Annotated in this window: 21 protein-coding genes; 5 read left to right on the top strand and 16 right to left on the bottom strand. The window is 60.9% G+C overall.

Annotated features, from left to right (window positions below; translation table 11 throughout):
* The first annotated feature begins 137 nt into the window (after positions 1-137).
* Together AB1462_RS00470 and rpoS are read left to right on the top strand one after the other, a co-directional pair.
* Positions 138-974 carry a peptidoglycan DD-metalloendopeptidase family protein gene (locus AB1462_RS00470; protein WP_090408468.1) on the top strand — a complete coding sequence of 279 codons (837 nt, stop codon included), beginning with the start codon at positions 138-140 and terminating at the stop codon, positions 972-974.
* 105 nt (positions 975-1,079) lie between these two features.
* Complete coding sequence (rpoS, locus tag AB1462_RS00465) at positions 1,080-2,084, top strand: RNA polymerase sigma factor RpoS (RefSeq protein ID WP_025855149.1); 1,005 nt, start codon at positions 1,080-1,082, stop codon at positions 2,082-2,084.
* A gap of 200 nt (positions 2,085-2,284) precedes the next feature.
* Here rpoS and AB1462_RS00460 read toward each other — a convergent pair whose 3' ends face one another.
* Complete coding sequence (locus tag AB1462_RS00460; protein WP_002554837.1) at positions 2,285-2,494, bottom strand: cold-shock protein; 210 nt, start codon at positions 2,492-2,494, stop codon at positions 2,285-2,287.
* 389 nt (positions 2,495-2,883) lie between these two features.
* Here AB1462_RS00460 and dcd point away from each other — a divergent pair, with 389 nt between their 5' ends.
* Complete coding sequence (gene dcd / locus AB1462_RS00455; RefSeq protein WP_003172320.1) at positions 2,884-3,450, top strand: dCTP deaminase; 567 nt, start codon at positions 2,884-2,886, stop codon at positions 3,448-3,450.
* A 107-nt stretch (positions 3,451-3,557) separates the two neighbouring features.
* Positions 3,558-3,758, top strand: coding sequence for a hypothetical protein (locus tag AB1462_RS00450; RefSeq protein ID WP_027604457.1), 201 nt, complete (start codon positions 3,558-3,560; stop codon positions 3,756-3,758).
* A gap of 15 nt (positions 3,759-3,773) precedes the next feature.
* On the opposite strand, the gene pdeM is transcribed toward AB1462_RS00450, so the two are convergent.
* The 15 genes from pdeM to AB1462_RS00375 all read right to left on the bottom strand — a co-directional run bounded on the left by pdeM (position 3,774) and on the right by AB1462_RS00375 (position 19,283).
* The gene (gene pdeM / locus AB1462_RS00445; RefSeq protein ID WP_090408465.1) at positions 3,774-4,424 is read right to left on the bottom strand and encodes a ligase-associated DNA damage response endonuclease PdeM; all 651 of its coding nucleotides are present in this window, start codon (positions 4,422-4,424) and stop codon (positions 3,774-3,776) included.
* Positions 4,424-6,904, bottom strand: a complete 2,481-nt coding sequence (locus tag AB1462_RS00440) for a ligase-associated DNA damage response DEXH box helicase (protein WP_367245958.1) — start codon at positions 6,902-6,904, stop codon at positions 4,424-4,426. Before AB1462_RS00440 ends, pdeM begins: the two co-directional genes overlap by 1 nt.
* Before the next feature lie 58 nt (positions 6,905-6,962).
* Entirely contained in the window at positions 6,963-7,727 is a 765-nt protein-coding gene (locus tag AB1462_RS00435) for an ABC transporter ATP-binding protein (protein WP_090408459.1), read from the bottom strand.
* A 13-nt stretch (positions 7,728-7,740) separates the two neighbouring features.
* The gene (locus tag AB1462_RS00430; protein WP_367245957.1) at positions 7,741-8,859 is read right to left on the bottom strand and encodes a succinylglutamate desuccinylase/aspartoacylase family protein; all 1,119 of its coding nucleotides are present in this window, start codon (positions 8,857-8,859) and stop codon (positions 7,741-7,743) included.
* 9 nt (positions 8,860-8,868) lie between these two features.
* The gene (locus AB1462_RS00425; protein WP_090408453.1) at positions 8,869-9,579 is read right to left on the bottom strand and encodes an ABC transporter permease; all 711 of its coding nucleotides are present in this window, start codon (positions 9,577-9,579) and stop codon (positions 8,869-8,871) included.
* On the bottom strand, positions 9,576-10,304 hold the full coding sequence (locus AB1462_RS00420; RefSeq protein WP_053137181.1) for an ABC transporter permease: 729 nt from the start codon (positions 10,302-10,304) through the stop codon (positions 9,576-9,578). The genes AB1462_RS00425 and AB1462_RS00420 overlap by 4 nt, the downstream gene beginning before the upstream one ends.
* 57 nt (positions 10,305-10,361) lie before the next feature.
* Positions 10,362-11,141, bottom strand: a complete 780-nt coding sequence (locus AB1462_RS00415) for a transporter substrate-binding domain-containing protein (protein ID WP_027604451.1) — start codon at positions 11,139-11,141, stop codon at positions 10,362-10,364.
* A 233-nt stretch (positions 11,142-11,374) separates the two neighbouring features.
* Positions 11,375-13,009, bottom strand: a complete 1,635-nt coding sequence (locus AB1462_RS00410; RefSeq protein ID WP_259192742.1) for an ATP-dependent DNA ligase — start codon at positions 13,007-13,009, stop codon at positions 11,375-11,377.
* Positions 13,006-14,010, bottom strand: coding sequence for a ligase-associated DNA damage response exonuclease (locus AB1462_RS00405; RefSeq protein ID WP_367245955.1), 1,005 nt, complete (start codon positions 14,008-14,010; stop codon positions 13,006-13,008). Before AB1462_RS00405 ends, AB1462_RS00410 begins: the two co-directional genes overlap by 4 nt.
* Before the next feature lie 199 nt (positions 14,011-14,209).
* Positions 14,210-16,651 (bottom strand): penicillin acylase family protein, encoded by a 2,442-nt coding sequence (locus tag AB1462_RS00400; protein WP_367245953.1) that lies wholly within the window; start codon positions 16,649-16,651, stop codon positions 14,210-14,212.
* Between the two features lie 142 nt (positions 16,652-16,793).
* Complete coding sequence (locus AB1462_RS00395) at positions 16,794-17,438, bottom strand: glutathione binding-like protein (protein WP_367245952.1); 645 nt, start codon at positions 17,436-17,438, stop codon at positions 16,794-16,796.
* 173 nt (positions 17,439-17,611) lie between these two features.
* Complete coding sequence (locus AB1462_RS00390) at positions 17,612-17,812, bottom strand: SEC-C metal-binding domain-containing protein (RefSeq protein ID WP_003189235.1); 201 nt, start codon at positions 17,810-17,812, stop codon at positions 17,612-17,614.
* Positions 17,809-18,291 (bottom strand): LEA type 2 family protein, encoded by a 483-nt coding sequence (locus AB1462_RS00385; protein ID WP_090408437.1) that lies wholly within the window; start codon positions 18,289-18,291, stop codon positions 17,809-17,811. Before AB1462_RS00385 ends, AB1462_RS00390 begins: the two co-directional genes overlap by 4 nt.
* Positions 18,292-18,310: 19 nt before the next feature.
* Entirely contained in the window at positions 18,311-18,781 is a 471-nt protein-coding gene (locus tag AB1462_RS00380; protein WP_090408434.1) for a YchJ family protein, read from the bottom strand.
* Positions 18,782-18,785: 4 nt separating this feature from the next.
* Complete coding sequence (locus AB1462_RS00375; RefSeq protein WP_027604444.1) at positions 18,786-19,283, bottom strand: DUF6231 family protein; 498 nt, start codon at positions 19,281-19,283, stop codon at positions 18,786-18,788.
* Between the two features lie 191 nt (positions 19,284-19,474).
* Here AB1462_RS00375 and AB1462_RS00370 point away from each other — a divergent pair, with 191 nt between their 5' ends.
* Positions 19,475-20,170 carry an OmpA family protein gene (locus AB1462_RS00370; RefSeq protein ID WP_027604443.1) on the top strand — a complete coding sequence of 232 codons (696 nt, stop codon included), beginning with the start codon at positions 19,475-19,477 and terminating at the stop codon, positions 20,168-20,170.
* Positions 20,171-20,215: the final 45 nt, after the last annotated feature.

Genomic DNA, 20,215 nt, shown 5'->3' with positions numbered 1-20,215 from the left:
ATGGGCAGGGCGACTCAACGCGCTGAATGATTCGTTCCAGTCGCGTGACGGTAAAACTTCAATGCCCAGTTATACTTGCGTCATATTTCAAGCCTGATACAGGCATTCATGTTCAGCCACCACAAAGGGAGCGGCGGGTGAGTCTCACAGGTCTTGCGCAGCGTATGAGTAAAACAAGTTTTCAGCGACTGGTGCTTGGCCTTGTCTTTGGTTCCCTTCTGGTAGGGTGTTCCAGCTCGCCAAGCAGCGGTGCACGGGTCGTTGACCGCAATAATGCAGCACCGCAAAAGCCGACGGTGACCACCGGGCAATATGTAGTGCGCAAGGGCGACACGTTGTTCTCGATCGCCTTCCGTTATGGTTGGGACTACAAGGCACTCGCAGCCCGCAACAATATTCCTGTGCCCTACACGATACATCCGGGTCAGACGATTCGCTTTGACGGTCGCACCGGTTCTACCCCTACGGCAGTTGTGACAAACACCGGATCTTCGCCGTCGTCGTCGAGCAGAACCACCATCATTACCCGGCCTGCCGGTACCGCTTCGCCGAGTGTCGCGAGCAAGCCGGCACCCGCGCCGTTACCCCCGGCAGGGCCTGCGCCGACCGGTTGGGGATGGCCCTCAAATGGAGTTTTAATTGGAAAATTCTCTTCAAACGGCAGTTTGAATAAAGGCATTGATATTGCCGGGGATTTGGGACAGCCTGTTTTAGCTGCGTCTGATGGGACGGTGGTGTACGCCGGGAGTGGTTTGCGGGGCTACGGCGAGCTGGTCATCATCAAACACAGCGATACCTACGTCAGTGCTTACGGCCACAACCGTAGGCTGTTGGTTCGGGAGGGGCAGCAAGTCAAAGTCGGACAGACAATTGCCGAAATGGGGTCAACTGGTACAGACCGGGTGAAACTGCACTTTGAGATTCGCCGTCAAGGGAAGCCTGTAGATCCACTGCAATTCCTACCCCGTCGTTGATGTGTTGCACAGCCTGTTCCTCACGTAGAAGGAACAGGCTCCAGCGTTGCCAAGGATAAAGGCGTCGCTTGAGCTTGAGGTCGAACTCACCAAAGGACTATAACAATGGCTCTCAGTAAAGAAGCGCCGGAGTTTGACATCGACGATGAGGTTCTCCTTATGGAGACCGGCATCGCTACGGAATCGATGTCGAATGAGGGACCTGCTGTACCTTCAGTTCGCACCAAATCCAAGAACTCCACCGCGTTAAAGCAACATAAATACATTGATTACACGCGGGCCCTCGATGCGACCCAGCTGTACCTCAATGAAATCGGCTTTTCCCCTCTGCTTACTCCCGAAGAAGAAGTCCATTTTGCGCGTTTGTCGCAAAAGGGTGATCCGGCTGGGCGCAAGCGCATGATTGAAAGCAACCTGCGCCTGGTGGTGAAGATCGCCCGACGCTACGTCAATCGTGGGCTGTCCCTGTTGGACCTGATCGAGGAGGGCAACCTGGGCTTGATCCGGGCGGTGGAGAAGTTCGATCCTGAGCGGGGTTTCCGCTTCTCGACCTATGCTACCTGGTGGATTCGCCAGACCATCGAACGGGCGATCATGAATCAGACCCGCACGATCCGGTTGCCGATCCATGTGGTCAAGGAGCTCAACGTCTACCTGCGGGCAGCGCGCGAGCTCACTCAAAAACTCGATCATGAACCCTCGCCCGAAGAAATCGCCAACCTGCTGGAAAAACCGGTAGGGGAGGTCAAGCGCATGCTTGGTCTTAACGAGCGGGTGTCTTCGGTCGACGTCTCGCTGGGTCCGGATTCGGATAAGACCCTGCTGGACACCCTGACGGATGATCGTCCTACGGATCCCTGCGAACTGCTGCAGGACGATGATCTTTCCCAAAGCATTGACCAGTGGCTGTCGGAGCTCACGGACAAGCAGCGTGAGGTGGTGATTCGCCGCTTCGGCCTGCGTGGCCATGAGAGCAGCACGCTGGAGGACGTAGGCCTGGAGATCGGCCTGACCCGCGAGCGGGTGCGGCAGATCCAGGTGGAAGGGCTCAAGCGCTTGCGTGAGATCCTGGAGAAGAATGGCCTGTCGAGTGAGTCGTTGTTTCAATAACGGCGCAGATTGAAGGTGGGAGGGGGCTTGCCCCCGATAGTGGTGTGCCAGTCAATGCAAATATCGACTGATCCGCCGCCATCGGGAGCGAGCCCCTCCCACTTTTTTGCGCCTGGCTTTTTATTCATGTATGCCCAAATCCCAGGCATAAAAAAACCCCGCTTTTAAGGGCGGGGTTTTTTCGACTAAGTCAGTACAAGTTAGATAACTTGAACTTCTTCAGCTTGCATGCCTTTCTGACCGCGGGTAGCGATGAAAGAAACCTGTTGGCCTTCTTTCAGGCTTTTGAAGCCGTCGGATTGGATAGCTTTGAAGTGAACGAACAGGTCGTCACCGGATTGTGGAGTGATGAAGCCGAAGCCTTTTTCATCGTTGAACCACTTAACGGTACCAGTTTGGCGATTAGACATGGTGTATCTCCTTGGACAAAGTTAACTGCGACTCAGGAAAAGCCCTGGCCGAGACTGAGTGCAAAGAGCAGGAAAAATTCTTGGAGATGGTTGGATCGAAATTCAACATATCGTGTAGAGATTCTCAGTGACACAAGCAGCACAGTGGCGCCACCTTAACCCTTTTTCCGGGACGTGCCAATGGTATTTCCGAAGGTTTCTCTATTTTCGTGACTGGCGGTGGTATTTACAGGCACCGGTTGCGGCAATACGGGTCCCGGCCCCGCTGGCTGCGCCTTATAGCAGCCGGCGCATTCATTAAGAAAAGCCCCACGCCCTTTGAACCCCAACGCCGGCCCCGGTAAGATGCCACACAGAATTTTTCCACCTCGCTATTCAGGACACCCGCCATGAGCATCAAATCGGACAAGTGGATTCGCCGCATGGCGCAAGAGCACGGCATGATCGAACCGTTCGTCGAGCGCCAGATTCGTGGCGAAGGCGATGACCGCGTGATCTCGTACGGCGTTTCCAGCTACGGGTACGATGTGCGGTGTGCCGATGAGTTCAAGGTGTTCACCAACATCAACTCGGCGATCGTCGATCCGAAGAACTTCGACGAAAAGAGCTTCGTCGACGTGAAAAGCGACGTGTGCATTATCCCGCCAAACTCCTTTGCCCTGGCACGCACCGTGGAATTCTTCCGTATTCCCCGCGACGTGCTGACCATCTGCTTGGGTAAAAGCACCTACGCGCGTTGCGGCATTATCGTTAACGTGACGCCGCTTGAGCCTGAGTGGGAAGGCCACGTGACCCTGGAGTTCTCCAACACCACCACCCTGCCTGCGAAGATCTACGCCAACGAAGGCGTGGCGCAGATGCTGTTCCTGCAGTCAGACGAGGCCTGTGAAGTGTCCTACAAAGACCGTGCCGGCAAGTACCAGGGCCAGCGCGGCGTCACCTTGCCACGCGCTTGATCGAAAGGTCCTACGCGTAAAGGGAATTAGTCCGCAGAAAGTGACTCTATTGGGTGTAATGCCTCGGTGCGTGCAAAACGCGCCGAGCCACGCTTGAGGAGTGCCTTATGAAGATCGACCCGCGAATCAGCGCAGAACTTGCCCGGCTTGAACCCAACCAGATTGGCGTTCTGGCCTGGTCCCTGATGGCCGACCCCGCGTATGCGGGCGGCATCCCCGGCCAACCCGATGAAGATTGGCCGCAGCAGCCCACCGAGCCCGGTGAGCCAACCCTTCCGGATGAGCCGCCTCCCGCGCCGGTCGCCTGATGCCCGCAGGGCCGGTCAGCGAACCTGCCACACCTGGTGATCGCCGATTACAAAGATTCGGCGGTCATTTTCCTGATCGACTGCATACCCCCCGGTAAACGCCCCAAACGCCGGCAGCAAGCTGACGCGCGTACCGATCTGAAAGCACGGCAGCCGCAGGCTTTGCCGGCCCTTGCCGCGCAAGCGATACACCGGGTGCACATGCCCTGCGAGCACATGGTGGCTGGCATGGGCATGCGGTTCGTGTTGCAGGGCGAAAGGGCCCATCAGCAGTGGCTCCGGCACCACTTCGATGCTCAAGTCAGCCGGCGGGTCGCCCGCGCGTTTATCGTGATTACCGCGAATCAAGGTCATCGACAGGTCGCAATGACGTGCTCGCCAGGCCCTCAAGGCGCTGAGGGTGCCGCTGGCGTGGGAGCCGGGCCCGTGGAGGAAGTCGCCGAGAAAGATCACCTGGGCACACGGCACGGCCGCCAACAACCGATCCAGGCGCAGAAGGTTCTCGGTGGTGGTGCCTTGCGGTACCGGCTGGCCCAGGCTGCGATAGGCCGATGCCTTGCCAAAGTGTGCATCGGCAATCAGCAGGCACTGGCGCGCGGGCCAGTAGAGTGCCTTATCCGCCAGCAGCCACAGTTCTTCGCCCTCCAGCGTGACTGGGCAAACCATCAGCGTCTCCCGTTATCAGCGACTTTTTCCAAGTCCTTGACCATCCGCGCAATGCGGTCGGAGAGTTTTTCCGAACTCATACTTTCGCGCATTCGCTCTACCAGCAGCGGAAAGGCCAGGGGCGTAGGACGTTCGATCACATGCAGGTTCAGTGTCAGCGTCGAGAGGCGAAGCAAGGTCTCTTCCAGCCGACGAATATCCAACTCATCGCGCAGGACTTCTTCACCCGCCTGGGCCAGCAACAGGTTCTGCGGGTCATATTGCTTGAACACCTCAAAGAACAACCCGCTGGACGCCTGCACCTGGCGCGTGCTTTTCGGCGCGCCGGGGTAACCGGCAAACACCAGCCCGGCGATACGCGCAATCTCGCGAAAGCGGCGCAGGGCGAGTTCTCCGGCGTTCAGGCTAGCTGCGACGTCTGCCAGCAACTGCTTCGGGCTCAGTAACGCCTCATTCAGTAAACGCGGCCAATCCACCTCGGTGGCGCTGAGCAACTCCAAGCCGTAATCGTTGACGGCAATCGAGAATGTCACAGGCTGCTGCTGGCTGACCCGCCACGCCAGCAGGCTCGCCAGCCCCAGGTGCACCTGGCGGCCGGCAAACGGGTAGAGGAACAGGTGCCAACCCTCCCGCGATTTCAAGGCTTCGGCCAACAAGTGCGCGCGTGTCGGCAGGCCGGACCAGCGCAACTGCGTCTGCAGCAGCGGTTGCACCGCCTGCATTTCGGGGCCCTCGTAGAGCCCGTGCGCCGCCGCATCGAAGCGCTCCACCACGGCTTGGCCCAGCTCATTGGAAAGGGGCATGCGCCCGCCATTCCAGCGCGGTACGGCGGCTTTTTTGGCGCTGCTGCGGCGCACATAAGCGGTCATGTTTTCCACCCGCACCAATTCCAACAGGCGCCCGGCAAACAAGAAACCATCCCCCGGCTTGAGCCGCGCAATAAAGCCTTCTTCAACACTGCCCAGGTTCTTGCCGCCGCCGCCCTTGCTCCAGAATTTCAGCTGGATGCTGGCGTCACTGACAATGGTACCCACGCTCATGCGATGGCGTCGCGCAAGCCGGGCATCGGGAACACGCCAGATGCCATGCTCGTCCGGCTCCACGCGGCGGTAATCCGGGTAAGCGCTCAGCGACAGGCCGCCATGCCTTACAAACCCCAGAGCCCAGGCCCAATCGGCCTCGGTGAGGTCGCGATAGGCCCAGGCGCCACGGACCTCAGCCAGCAATGCCTGCGGCGTAAAGCCACCGCCGAGGGCCATGCTCACCAAATGTTGTACGAGCACATCCAAAGGCTTGTGGGGCGATTCGCGGGCTTCGATACGCTGCTCTGCGATCGCGTCCTGGGCCGCAGCGGCTTCCACCAGTTCCAGGCTGTGGGTCGGCACCAGGGTCACACGCGACGGCCGTCCGGGTGCATGGCCGGAGCGTCCGGCGCGTTGCATCAGACGCGCCACGCCTTTGGCCGAGCCGATTTGCAGCACGCGCTCCACCGGCAAAAAATCCACCCCCAGGTCCAGGCTGGAGGTGCACACCACCGCCTTGAGTTGACCGTCTTTCAACGCCCGCTCCACCCAGTCGCGGGTCTCTCGGGACAGCGAGCCATGGTGCAGGGCAATCACCCCGGCCCAATCGGGCCGCGCCTCCAGCAATGCCTGGTACCAGATTTCCGACTGCGCCCGCGTATTGGTAAACACCAGGCAACTGCTGCTGGCGTCGACCTCAGCCACCACCTGCGGCAGCATCTTCAAGCCGATATGCCCGGCCCACGGAAACCGCTCGGCGATGGGCGGCAGCAAGGTGTCGACGTGCAACTGCTTGGTCGTTTGCCCCTGTACATTAATCCCGTCCCCTTGTGGGACCAGCACTTCCAAGGCGTGGGACTGGTTACCGAGGGTGGCCGAAATGCCCCACACCATCAGTTCGGGATGCCAGCGCCGCAGCCGCGCCAACGCCAGTTGCAACTGCACGCCGCGCTTGTTGCCGATCAGCTCATGCCATTCATCCACCACCACCATGCGCAGGTGCGCCAGGCTCGTTTCGCTGTCGGCGCGGGCGAGCATCAGGGTCAGGCTTTCCGGGGTGGTGACCAGTGCGGTGGGCTGGCGCCGGGTTTGCCGGGCACGCTCGCTGCTGCTGGTATCGCCGGTGCGCAGACCGACGCTCCAGGGAATCTGCAAGGCCTCAAGCGGCGCTTCGAGGGCGCGTGTGGTGTCGGCGGCCAACGCACGCATGGGCGTGATCCACAGCACAGTCAGCGGCTCAGCCGGCGGTTTGCGTTTACCGATGGCGGGCGGGCGGGTGAATGCGAAACGATTGAGGGCGGCAAACCACAGGGCGTAGGTTTTGCCGGCGCCGGTGCTGGCGTGCAGCAAGCCCGACCGGCCGTCCTTGACCGCTGTCCATACGTCTTTCTGGAAGGCGAACGGCTTCCAGCCTTTGGCGGCAAACCACTGTTTGGCGAAGTCGAGGGGTTTTGCCATGCGGCAGCGAACGCTCTGGAGGGGTCTATCCCACAGACCCTCCAGGCGTCGCAAAGGTTTACTTCAAATTGCCGCTCAGGAACTGTTGCAGCCGCTCGCTCTTCGGATTGCCCAGCACATCCTCTGGCGCGCCTTGCTCTTCCACCAGGCCCTTGTGCAGGAACAGCACCTGGCTGGACACCTTGCGCGCAAAGCTCATTTCGTGGGTCACCATGATCATGGTGCGGCCTTCCTCGGCCAGGCCCTGGATTACCTTCAACACTTCACCCACCAGTTCCGGGTCGAGGGCCGAGGTGGGTTCGTCGAACAGCATCACTTCCGGTTCCATGGCCAGGGCGCGGGCGATGGCCACCCTTTGCTGCTGGCCACCGGACAGGAACGCCGGGTATTGGTCGGCTACACGTGCGGGCAGACCTACCTTGTCCAGGTAGCGACGGGCGCGGTCTTCTGCGTCCTTTTTACTGCAGCCCAGCACCCGGCGCGGGGCCATGGTGATGTTTTCCAGCACGCTCATGTGGCTCCACAGGTTGAAATGCTGGAACACCATCGCCAGCCGCGTGCGCAGGCGCTGCAGTTCGGCATCGTCGGCCACGCGCATGCCGTGGCGGTCGCTGACCATGCGGATCGTTTGGCCGTCGAGGGTCATGGCGCCGTCGTTGGGGGTTTCCAGGAAGTTGATGCAGCGCAAAAAGGTGCTCTTACCCGAGCCGCTGGCGCCGATCAGGCTGATCACATCACCGGTCTTGGCCTTGAGCGAGACACCTTTGAGCACCTCATTGTCGCCATAGCTTTTATGCAGGCCTTCAACGGTCAATTTGTACATGGGGCGTGCATCCTCAAGGCGAAAGTAGATAGCCGCTGCGGTAGGCCTCGGTGCCGGCGACATGGCCGACGACCATCCCGGCAGTGGCCATGCGGCGCAGCGAACGGGCGTAAAGCAGGCCTGCGTTTTGGCAGTGCACAGGCGTTACGCGGTCGGTAATGGGGTCGATGATTTCGGCGATCAGTTGCCCGGCTTCCAGGTATTCACCGGGCAGGGCGCTGAACACCAGCAAGCCGCCCACCGGTGTCGCCACGGGTTCGACGCCCGCCAGTGGCGTAGCGGGGTAGGGCAGTGCCGGCAGCGGCGCTACGTCACCGGCAATGGCGCCGAAGTGGATCAGATAGTCGATGATCGCCTGGCAATCGAGGCTGGCCAGGCCGTGGTTGACGTCGCCCTGGCCGCGCAGTTCGACGGTTACCGAAAAACTGCCCATGGGAATCGGGAAGCGCGCGCCGAAGCGTTGTTGCAACTGCCACCACACCAGGGTGAAGCACTCATCGAACGACTGCCCGCCGGAGTCGGTGGCGAGCAAGTTGGCCTCCGAGCCGATATAGCGCGCCAGCGGTTCCACCTGCGGCCAGGCTTCGTGCGTGGTGTAGAGGTGCGCCACGGCTTCGAAGTCGCAGTGCAGGTCCAGCACCATGTCGGCATCGCAGGCCAGGCGTTGCAGCACCAGCCGCTGGGAGTGCAATTGGGTCGTGGCGGCTTGCCCGGCGAGGGCTGTGCTCAACGCGGCACGGATCAGTTCGACATTGTGCCGGGGATCATCCCCGAGTAACGCTTCGACCTGGTCGCCCACCTCGTCGCTGAGGTCGACAAACAGGCGATTGAAGTTCTGCCCGCTTTCCAGCTCGTAGCGGCCCAGGGGGATGTCCATCAACACCTGTTCCAGGCCTGTCGGGTTGGCGATGGGCACCAGCACGATCTCGCTCAGCAACCGCCCGGCGGCCGCCAATTCGGCGAGGCGCACCTTCAAGTGCCAGGCCACCAGCATGCCCGGCAGCTCATCGGCATGCAGCGATGACTGGATGTAAATCTTGCCCTCGGCGTGTTCGGGGCCGAAGTGGAAACTGTGAATCTGCCGCGCCGTGCCTGGCACCGGCGCGATCAGATCGTGTACCTGATGACGCATGAAGGCTCCTTAATGGCTTGGTCCGAGAAACGCCAGCCATCGACGCTCCGCCAGACGAAACAGACCGACCAGGGCAAAGGTCACGGTCAGGTAGATCAGCGCGGCGATACCGAATGATTGGAACGTCATGAACGTCGCCGAGTTGGCGTCCCGCGCCACCTTGAGGATGTCTGGAATCGTCGCGGTAAACGCTACCGTGGTCGAGTGCAGCATCAAGATCACTTCGTTGCTGTAGTAGGGCAACGAGCGGCGCAACGCCGAAGGCATGATCACGTAGGCGTACAACTTCCAGCCGCTTAAGCCATAGGCCTTGGCCGCCTCGACTTCGCCGTGGGCCATGCTGCGGATGGACCCGGCGAAAATCTCCGTGGTGTAGGCGCAGGTGTTGAGGGCGAAAGCCAGGATCGTGCAGTTCATCGCATCGCGAAAGAACGCATCGAGCACCGGTTGTTCACGTACGGCGGCGATGCTGTAGATGCCGGTGTAGCAGATCAGCAACTGGATATAGAGCGGTGTGCCACGAAACAGGTAGGTGTAGAACTGCACCGGCCAGCGCACCAGCGGGTTGCGCGATACCCGGGCGATGGACAGCGGGATCGACACCACAAAGCCGATGACCAGGGCGGCGCTGAGCAGCCACATGGTCATGGCCAGACCGGTGATGTGCTGGCCGTCGCTATAAAGGAAGGGGCGCCAGTATTCCTGCAAGAGTTCGATCATCGCACCGCCTCCCGTGAGCCTGCGGAGTAGCGACGTTCAAGACGCCGCAGGACAAAGTTCGACGCGCTGGTGATCAACAGGTAGATCAGTGCGGCGAGCACCAGGAAATAGAACAGTTGGTAGGTGCTTTTGCCGGCATCCTGGGCAGCCTTGACCAGGTCCGCCAGGCCGATGATCGACACCAGGGCCGTGGCCTTGAGCATCACCATCCAGTTGTTGCCGATACCCGGCAGGGCAAAGCGCATCATCTGCGGGAAGGTGACGTAGCGAAAGCGTTGCCCGCGTTTGAGGCCATAGGCCGTGGCGGCTTCCAGCTGGCCACGGGGGACGGCGAGGATCGCGCCGCGAAACGTCTCGGTGAAATAAGCACCGTAGATAAAGCCCAGGGTGATCACCCCGGCGCTGAATGGGTCGATCTCGATGTATTCCCATTCCATGAAGTCGGTCAGGCCGGTGAGCCAGGTTTGCAGGCTGTAGAAAATCAGCAGCATCAGCACCAGGTCGGGTACACCGCGAATCAGTGTGGTGTAGAGCTGGGCGGGGATGCGCAGGAAGGGCAGGCTGGAGAGCTTGGCGCTGGCGCCGAGCAGGCCCAGCAATACGCTGACGGCCAGGGACAGCACCGACAACTTGATGGTCATCCAGGTGCCTTGCAGCAACAACGGGCCGAAACCCTTCAAGCTGAGTGCGCTCAGCCCGAGGGTTTGCAACAGTTCTTCGAACATAAATCGGGACCTATGGCGATAAAAAAGCGCCCCTCCACAGGAGGGGCGCCCCAGGCATTATTTGCCGCTGTACAGGTTCAGATCGCCAAAGTGTTTCTTCTGGATGGTGGCGTAGGTGCCATCATCGTGTAACGCTTTGATACCTTTATCCAAAAGGGCCTTCAGTTCAGTGTTACCTTTTTTGATACCGATGGCGGTTTTCGATGGCAGCAGTGGGTCATCAATGGCGGCGCTGACTTCATAGCCGGCACCGGCCGGGGACTTCAAAAAGCCCAGTTCGGCTTGCAGCATGTCCTGTACGGAGGCGTCGAGACGGCCGGAAGTCAGGTCGGCATAAACCTGGTCCTGGTTGGCGTAGGCCTTGGTGGTCACCCCGGCTTTATCCAGTACGGCCTTGGCGTAGGCTTCCTGGATGGTGCCTTGCTCGTAGCCCACGGATTTGCCCTTGAGGGATTCTGGCGTCGAGTAACCCGCGCCTTTCTTGAACACCAGCGAGGTCGGGCCGGAGAACAGTTCGCTGGAGAAGTCGATGGCCTTTTCACGCACCGGGGTCACGGTCATGGACGAAATCACACCGTCGAACTTGTTGGCTTTGAGGCCTGGAATCATGCCGTCAAAGTCACTTTCAACCCACTTGCACTTCACTTTCAGTTCGGCGCAGATCGCATTGCCTAGGTCGATATCGAAGCCCACCAGGCTGCCATCGGCCGCCTTGGATTCGAACGGCGCGTAGGACGGATCGACACCAAAACGCAGTTCCTTGTATTCCTTGGCCAGCGCGGTACCAGCGGCCATGCACAGAGCCAGTGCAGAAAGGGTCAGCAATGCTTTTTTCATTATGTAATCCCTGGAAACCAAGATAAGCGCTTGTGGCGCGTTTTAGGACTGTTACTGAACGGTGTCAGACGGATCACGAGTAGCAATTTCTGCACCATAGTTCCGAATGAGCGTTTTAAAAGGTGGGACAAGGGAGTCATGAGTGTAGGAGATGCCCGAAAGTGGGCGCTGAAAATTGATCGCACCATTTCGGAACATTTGGAGGTCCAATTGTGGGAGGGCGGTGTTCTGTGTCAGGCCAGTAAGTCCTGCAGGGTGGCAAGGTTGTCTGCCTCGTCCACCGTCTTATCCTGCCGCCAACGCAACATCCGCGGGAACCGCACCGCTATCCCGCTCTTATGCCGCTTGGACAGGGCAATGCCTTCGAACCCCAACTCGAACACCATGCTTGGCGTCACGCTGCTGACCGGGCCGAACTTCTCCACGGTGGTCTTGCGCACGATGGCGTCGACCTTGCGCATCTCTTCGTCGGTCAGCCCCGAATAGGCCTTGGCGAAGGGCACCAGCGTGCGTTCGCTGCCGGGCGGACCATCCCACACCGCAAAGGTGTAGTCGCTGTAGAGACTGGCACGCCGGCCATGGCCGCGTTGGGCGTAGATCAACACCGCATCGACACTGAAGGGGTCGACTTTCCACTTCCACCAAAGGCCCATGTCCTTGGTGCGGCCCACGCCGTACAGGCCGTCGCGGGCCTTGAGCATCATCCCCTCCACACCGAGGCTGCGGGAGGCTTCGCGTTGCTGTGCCAGGTCCTGCCAGGTGGCGCCTGTCAGCAGGGGCGAGGGTTGCAACACAGGTTGGTTGCACTGGGCAATCACCTGTTCCAGTTGGGCGCGGCGTTCGGCCTGGGTGTGGTTACGCCAGTCATTGCCCTGGTGTTCCAGCAGGTCATAGGCGAGGACCGCAACCGGTGCATCGTCGAGTACCTTTTTGCTCAGGGTCTTGCGGCCAATACGCTGTTGCAGCAGGGCGAAGGGCTGCACCGAGTGTTTCCAGACGACGATCTCGCCATCGATCACCGTGCCATCGGGCAAGCCACTGACGAGGCTGTGCAGTTCGGGAAAACGCTCGGTCACCAACTCTTCGCCCCGTGACCAGATCCACAGCCGGCCTTCGCGCTTGACCAGTTGCGCGCGAATGCCGTCCCACTTCCATTCCACCTGCCAGTCGGCGGGGGAACCGAGCACGGCGTCGAATTGCGCCACCGGTTGCGCCAGCCCGTGGGCGAGAAAAAACGGATAAGGTTGTCCGCCCCGTTGCGCATGTTCGTCGGATGATTCGGCAGCGATCAGCTTGAGATAGCCTTCGGCTGTCGGTCGGTTGGATAAATCGGTGTAGCCCACCAGCCGCTGTGCCACGCGTTTGCTGTCGAGGTCGGCCATGGCGGCGAGCGCGCGAGTGACCAGCAATTTAGACACGCCGACGCGAAAGCTGCCGGTGATCAACTTGATGCACACCATCAGGCTCGGCTGGTCCAGTTGCGCCCATAACGCCGGCAACCGTTCGGCCAGGTCCAGGGGCGACAGGCCACGCAGTGGCAGGAGTTTTTCTTCCAGCCATATAGCCAGGCCGTCCTCGGAGGTGTAGGTGGATTCCGGCAGGAGCAGGGAAATTGTCTCGGCCAGGTCGCCTACAGATTGGTAGCTTTCTTCGAACAGCCACGGTTCGATACCGGCCGCTTCGGTGGCCATGTCCCGCAGCAGGCGCGTCGGCACCAATTGCCGCGGGCGCCCGCCGGACAGGAAATACACGGCCCATGCGGCGTCTTGCGGGGGCGCTTGCAGGAAGTAGGTTTGCAGGGCCGCGAGCTTGGCATTGCTGGAGGTGGTGGCGTCGAGGTTGGCGTATAGCTCGGCGAAGGCTTTCATGCCGTGGCCTCTTCTTCGTCATCCCCGTATTCGGTGGTGAAGCCTTGGGCGTCCAGGCCTTTTTCCCGCAGGTGGCGTACCAATACACCGACGGAACCGTGGGTGACCATCACCCGTTCGGCGCCGGTTTGTTCGATGGCCCACAACAGTCCGGGCCAGTCGGCGTGGTCCGACAGCACGAAACCTCGGTCCACTCCACGCCGCCGCCGGGTGCCGCGCAGGCGCATCCAGCCGCTGGCGAAGGCATCGCTGTAGTCGCCGAAGCGCTTGATCCAGCTGCTGCCACCGGCGGAGGGCGGGGCGATGATCAGGGCTTGGCGCAGCTGTGGGTCGGTTTTCTTGAAGTCCCCGGCGTAGAGGGTTTCGGGGATGTAGATGCCGGCCTCGCGGTACACCCGGTTCAGCGGCTCCACCGCGCCGTGGCTGAGGATCGGGCCGATGCTGGCGTCGATGCCATGCAGGATGCGTTGGGCTTTGCCGAAGGAATAACAGAACAACACGCTGGCTTTGCCGGCGGCGATATTGGCCTGCCACCAGTCGTTGATCCCGGCAAAGATTTGCGCCTGGGGCTGCCAGCGGTAGATCGGCAGGCCAAAGGTGGATTCGGTGATAAAGGTATGGCAACGCACCGGCTCGAAGGGCGCGCAAGTACCGTCGGGTTCGACCTTGTAATCGCCGGACGCCACCCAGACTTCGCCCTGGTATTCCAGGCGCACCTGGGCCGAGCCGAGTACATGCCCGGCTGGGTGAAAGCTCAGGGTCACGCCGTGGTGTAGGAGTTTTTCGCCATAGGCCAGGGTTTGCAGGTTGATGTCCTGGCCCAGGCGCGAGCGCAGGATGCCTTCGCCGGGGGCGGCGGCCAGGTAGTGCTGGTTGCCGCTGCGGGCGTGGTCGCCGTGGGCGTGGGTGATGACCGAGCGTTCCACCGGACGCCAGGGATCGATGTAGAAATCTCCGGCGGGGCAGTAGAGGCCTTCGGGCCGGGCGATGACGAGGTCCATGGGGTGACCGGGAGATGGGCTTGTTATTTATGAGGCTGGGGCGAGCGCAGAAGTTCTATCGGATGCATGCAGGCCAAATGTGGGAGGGGGCTTACCCCCGATAGCAGTGGTTCAGTCAAAACATCGGTGACTGACACACCGCTATCGGGGGCAAGCCCCCTCCCACATTTGGATCCGGTTTCGTCAGGTGGAAGTCAGGTCACTTGCCGGGGGTCAGGGTCAACCTGGCCTTGCCATACACCTTCTCGAAGTTCTGCGGCTGCATCGGGAAGCTCAGGTATTGCGCCTTGAGCGACGGGTCGATGCCATTGGCATAGTTCGGGCTCGCCGGGTTGCCGGATTGGCCGATACCACCTTGGCCCATCATCGGTTCCAGCTGGCCGAAGTCGACGATCATGCGTAGCGCCGGCACCTGGGTGGTGTTGAAGTCCTGGCCCCAGCTGTACGGTGCCGGGTTCAAGGTGTTGTGGTCGCCACCGGACGCCAGTGGGCCGCGAATCGCTTGGCCACTGGTGTTTTTCCAGGTGGTGCTGTGCAGCTTGCCCCACTGCCAGGCCTTGTGGTCAGCGCCCAGTTGGCTGTCGCCGGCGGTGATCGCGGCGGCCAGGCTGCGAGCGAGGATGGCAGGTTTGTCTTCTTTTTGCGCGGTGCGCACGTCGTCCCAGAACGGGCTGTCTTCGCGGCCCAGCAGGTGGTCGGCCTGGGCGGCATAGGACAGGTTGGCGTTGCTGACAAAGGCTTTCCAGCTGGCGCTGTTTTCCGGCCCCAGCTCGTCGAGGAAGATCTGCCGGGTGCTTTCCTGCAGGAACAGTTCGTAGAGCGCTGCGTCGGCGGACGTCGACACCAGGCGACCATCGAACGCCATCAGACGCTTCAGTGCTTCCCGTGCCTTGGCCTGTTCGGGCGCCGGCAACGTATCAATCGCCTGCTTCAATGGCTGGGCCATGCCCGGCGCCTGGAACATGGTCTTGAGCTTGGCGGCGAAGGTGGTGGTCTGGTCGTATTGCATGGCGATCATGCTGCGGCTGTCGTGTTTGCCCGCATTGGCCAGTTGCGCCAGGCGCTCGCTGCGCTCCGGCGCATCCCAGGAGTTGGACAGCTGCATGCCGTAGCCGCGCGGCGCGGTGCGTTGGTTGGCAGTGCCGATCCAGCCTTGGGCCGGGTCCTGGTCATAGGGGTGCAGCATCGCGTCGGCGTAACCGTCCCAGTCAAAGCGTGTATCCCAGCCGGGCGAGGGCAGCAGGCCTTCGCCTTCGCGGCGGTTGGGGAAGCGGCCGGTGACCTGCCAGCCAATGCTGCCGGCGTCGGCGAAGACCATGTTCAAGGCAATGGCGCGGATGTTCCGGGTTGCGTCCGAGGCCTTGCCGGCGTTTTGCGCGCGGGACAGGTCGAAGAACGCATCGAGGCTCTTGTCATCCTTGAAGTCGGCGGTTTGCAGGGCCAGGCCAAAACCGCTGGTCAGGGCCTGGCTGCTGTTGAGCAGGGCGCCGTGGCGGGTTTCGTACACCACTTCGCGAATCGAGCGTTGGCCCTGGACGAAGAAGGTTTCGTTACGCACCGCCGCCGGCAGCCATTTTCCGTTGTTCTCGTAGTACAGCGCGCTGCCCTGGCGTTTGACCTTTTCCAGGAACAGGTCCTGGGTATCGCCCTTGACCGTGCTCATGCTCCACGCCACGTTGCCGTTGAAACCGGACAACAGGGTCGGCAGGCCGGCAATCGAGGCGCCGACGGCCTGGTATTTCGGTGCGCGAATCTGCACGTAGCTCCACGGTGACGGCGCCTGTGGCTGGGCGGCAAGATCGCCTGCCAGCAGGCTTTTGCCGCTGCGGCTGCGTTGTGGGCCGATGGCCCAGTTGCTCGACGTGGTGACTGCCAACGAGTTGAGGCTGCTCAATTGCTGGCTGACCGTGTCCAGCCCGGCCAGGCCGGTGATCTGGCTGAGGTTCACGCCCTTGAGTTTCTCGGCCTCGGCCAGGGGGATCGGCTCATCCGGTGCGCTTGGCGTCAGCCAGGCGAGTTTGTCCACGCCGACCTTTTGCGCCAGCAGCAGCGAAGCCAGCTCTTCCTGCAGGTTGGCCGACTCGCTGAAATTCAGCAGGCAGAACAGCAGCGCCGAATCTTCCGGCTTCCAGTATTCCGGCTTGTAGCCGGTCTGGGCCAGGTCCGGCGGCAGCTTATCGCGGTAGCGGAACAGGTAGGCGTTGACGCCGCGGGCATACACTTCAAAGAAGCGCTTGAGGCGCGGCGACGAGGCGTTATACAGCTCGCCGGCGCTTTTTTTCAGGTTGACCGCACGCATGAAACGGTCCACATCCAGAACCTCTGGCCCGGACATTTCCGCCAGGCGGCCCTGGGCCAGCAGGCGCAGGGTGACCATCTGGGTGATGCGGTCACTGGCGTGTACATAACCGAGGCTGAACAGGGCGTCGTGGAAGGTGTTGCTTTCGATCAGCGGCATGCCCTGGGCGTTGCGGCGTATCGAAACATTCTGTGCGAGGCCCTTGATCGGCTGCACGCCGGCCGTCGGCGGCAGGGTGTCCTGGGTGCTCTGGAGCTGGCAACCGGCCAGGCTTAACGCACTGGCCACTGCCGCGGCAACGCCGAACCGGGGAAGAAAATGTGAGAGGGCTGGCGAGGCCATGGCAAAGCTCCTGCGGGGGGTAGCGTCAGTAAAGGCGCTACGTTAGTGAGCGCGGCGAAACGACGCAAGCAGGAGTTTTGGTAAAGCATTGGATCTTGAGTGTTATGCAAATCAAATGTGGGAGGGGCGGCGCGGTTTCAGGTCAGGATTTAGGCGGATTGACCTTTTGGACTAATTCATACGCCCGAACCGTCGCCGGCCGTTCCTTGATGCTGTTGAACCAGCGATGAACATGTGGGAAGTCTTCCAGGCGCTGGCTCTGCCACTTGTGGGAAACGATCCACGGATAGATCGCCATATCGGCAATGCTGTAGTCCTCACCCGCTACGAATGCACGGTCCGCCAAACGTCGGTCCAGCACACCGTATAGACGGGCGGTTTCATCTACGTAGCGCTTGATCGCGTAGGGGATTTTCTCCGCTGCGAACTGGCTGAAATGATGGTTCTGACCCGCCATTGGCCCGAGTCCGCCCATTTGCCAGAACAACCATTGCAGCGCTTCCTGGCGGCCACGCAGGTCTTTTGTAATGAACTGGCCGGTTTTTTCCGCGAGGTACAGCAGGATTGCGCCGGATTCAAACAGCGAAATCGGCGCGCCGCCGTCGCTCGGGTTCTGATCGACGATGGCCGGGATGCGGTTGTTGGGAGCAATCTTCAGGAAGTCCGGCTTGAACTGGTCGCCCTGGCTGATGTTGATCGGGTGCACGTTGTAGGGCAGGCCGGCTTCTTCCAGGAACAGCGATATTTTATGACCGTTGGGGGTGGTCCAGTAATACAGGTCGATCATGAAGCTCTCCAAAAGTGGTGATGCTTGAGCGAATGCCTGTAGGTATAGGTAAAGGTGGGAGGGGGGAAATTCAATCAAACATTTGCGTCTACCCTTAGACGCTTTCGATTTGGAATGCGAGGCAGCTGTGGAAGGGAGCGAACTCCCTCACACACATGGGCCTTCAGTGCGATTTACGCCCCGTGGCACTTCTTGAATTTCTTCTCGCTGCCGCACGGGCAAGGATCGTTGCGACCAACGTCCTTCAATGCATTGCGCACCGGCTCCTGGTGAGCGTGGCCGCAGTTCGGGCCGTGGACATGGCCGTGGTCGTGATCATGGTGATCGTGATCGTGGTTGCAGTCAGGACCATGGACATGGGGTTGCTGAGTCATCGATGTCGCTCCGGAATAAAATCGCCGGGGATTATCTCGCCATTGTGATTCACCTGCACGTCATAACCGATGAATAATCCGGTTTTCAGCTCACCCTCCAGGCGATACGGCACGGGCTGGTCGGGTTTTTTCAGCAGTTGCACCACATCGCGTATCTGCGGCCAGAGGTTGGTACGCACCGATACCTTGAAAAATGCGTGGCCGCGCGGCGGGACGGTGAGCCATTCATCCGACTCGCCCTCGGTCAGCACAAAATTACTCAGGGTGACCTTGTAGATCAGGCCGCGCACGGTCAGGTCGGAGTCGTCGCGGTTATCCACGCGAAAGTACAGCTTGAATTTCTGCTCCAGCAACTTGGCCCGCACCACTTCGACTTTCACCAGGGAGACGTGGGGCGGGGGCGAATTGTCTTCGAACCAGGAAGCGCAACCGCTCAGGCCAAAGATTAACGCCAGCATCAAACTGTAGATCCGAAGCATGGCGTTAGTCCTGTGAGAGTTAGAGGTAGCTGGAACAACACTTCTTGAATTTCTGCCCGCTGCCGCACGGGCACGCATCGTTGCGTCCGGCTTTTACTTCCACCGTGGGGTCGATGAAGTACCAGCGCCCTTCATTCTGTACGAAAGAAGACTGCTCGCGGTGGCTATGTTCGCCGGTGCTGTCATGCCAGCGTGCGGTAAAGGTCACGAAAGCATGTTCCGGCTGGCCGCCGAACACCTCGGAGCTTTCAACCTCCAGGCCGAGCCAGGTGCTCTGGGCGCTCCAGGCGCCGATGGCCTCGCGGTCCAGGCCGGCCTGTTGCGCGGGCAAGGTCGTGGCGACCAGATAGTCCACCAGGCCCAGCACATAGGCGCTGTAGCGTGAACGCATCAGGGCGCTGGCGCAGGGGGCCGGGTGCCCGGCGTGATAGTGGCCGCAGCAGGCATCCAGCAGGTTGCCACTGCCGCATGGGCAAATGGATGTACTCATCGGGTTACCACCAATACTTTCCGAAGTTTTCCGGGTTGGCCCAAAAACGGGCGTTGAGCCAGTCCGGCACCTGTTTATAGTCAAGCAGATCGTAGGTAAACAGCGTCAGGACCTGTTCATCGCGCTGGAAACGCTCGCCGGCCTGCAGGGCCAGGGAGAAGAAGTCGGTTTCTTTCCAGCCGCAGGCGCCCAGGTCCACCAGCACCGCAATGCGGCTGGCGTTGAGGTTGCGGATGCCGCCGAGCAAGGTCAGGCCTTGGGGTTTTGGCAGGTGCTCCAGGCAATCGACCACCAGCGCCAGATCAAAACGCTGGGCCGCCAGTGCTTGCGGCAATGGCCCTGGCGCGGCGCAGAACACCTGGGTGTCCGGGTGTGCGTCCTTAAAGGCGTCCAGCGCCGGGAACTGGCTGGCACCCAACAGCAGCAGGCGTTTGGGCTGGTGCAGGTCGAGCAAGGCGGCCAGCGCTTGCTGGGGGGTACGGGCAGAAATACCAGCGGTCATCAGAGATCCTCATATCAGGACCGTAGAGACTAGCGCGGCTGAGCGTGCGGGCCTAGAGCGGGCGGTTGCGAAAAGTCCTACGTGGGCGGCCATCCTCAATGAATACGGGGGTGTGGCGTAGTGGCGCAGTTGAAAAGAGCGGTCTTTACTCCACCCATCGGCCCCCGCCGATCCCCTCAGGAGAAAGTCAAATGAGCATCATGCGGACAGCTCTACCCTTGGTTCTGCTAACCGGAGTATTGACAGGTTGCGCAGGCTTGCAAAAAACCGATTGGCCTACCTGCGCCGCTGTCGGCGGTGTGACCGGTGCGGCGATCGGTGCGACTGAAAGCTCAGCCTACGCAGGCTATGGCGCGTTGCTGGTCGGCGGCATGGCCGGCGCCTATTGCTGGGTGCACGGCGATGGCGATGAAGATGGCGATGGCGTACCGGACAGCCGCGACAAGTGCCCAGGCACCCCGAAAGGCGTGCAGGTCGACGCTAATGGTTGCCCACCGGCGCCGCCGGCGGCGGTGGTCGAGGAAGTGGTCGTGGTCAAGGAAGAAACCATCGTGATCCGCGATGTGCACTTCCAGTTCGACTCAGCCAAGCTGACGGCGGCGGATAAAACCAAACTCGACACCATTGCCACGCGCCTGAAACAGGAAGCCCCAAGTGCCCAGTTGCGGGTCAGTGGTCACACCGACAGCGTCGGAAAAGACGCCTACAACCAGAAACTCTCGGAAAAACGCGCGCATTCGGTCACCGATTACCTGATCGGCGCCGGCGTGCCTCGCAGTGCCTTTGTGTCTGTTACCGGTGCGGGCGAAAGCCATCCGGTGGCCGACAACAAGACCGCTGAAGGCCGCGCCCTGAACCGCCGCACGGAAATCCAGATCAACCGCTGACAGCCCTTGCCCCTGTGGTATCCACAGGGGCATTGCCGGCGATCC

This window comes from Pseudomonas sp. SB113, from assembly GCF_040754745.1.
GTDB lineage: Bacteria > Pseudomonadota > Gammaproteobacteria > Pseudomonadales > Pseudomonadaceae > Aquipseudomonas > Aquipseudomonas grimontii.
This window is presented reverse-complemented; position numbering and strand designations above follow the sequence as displayed.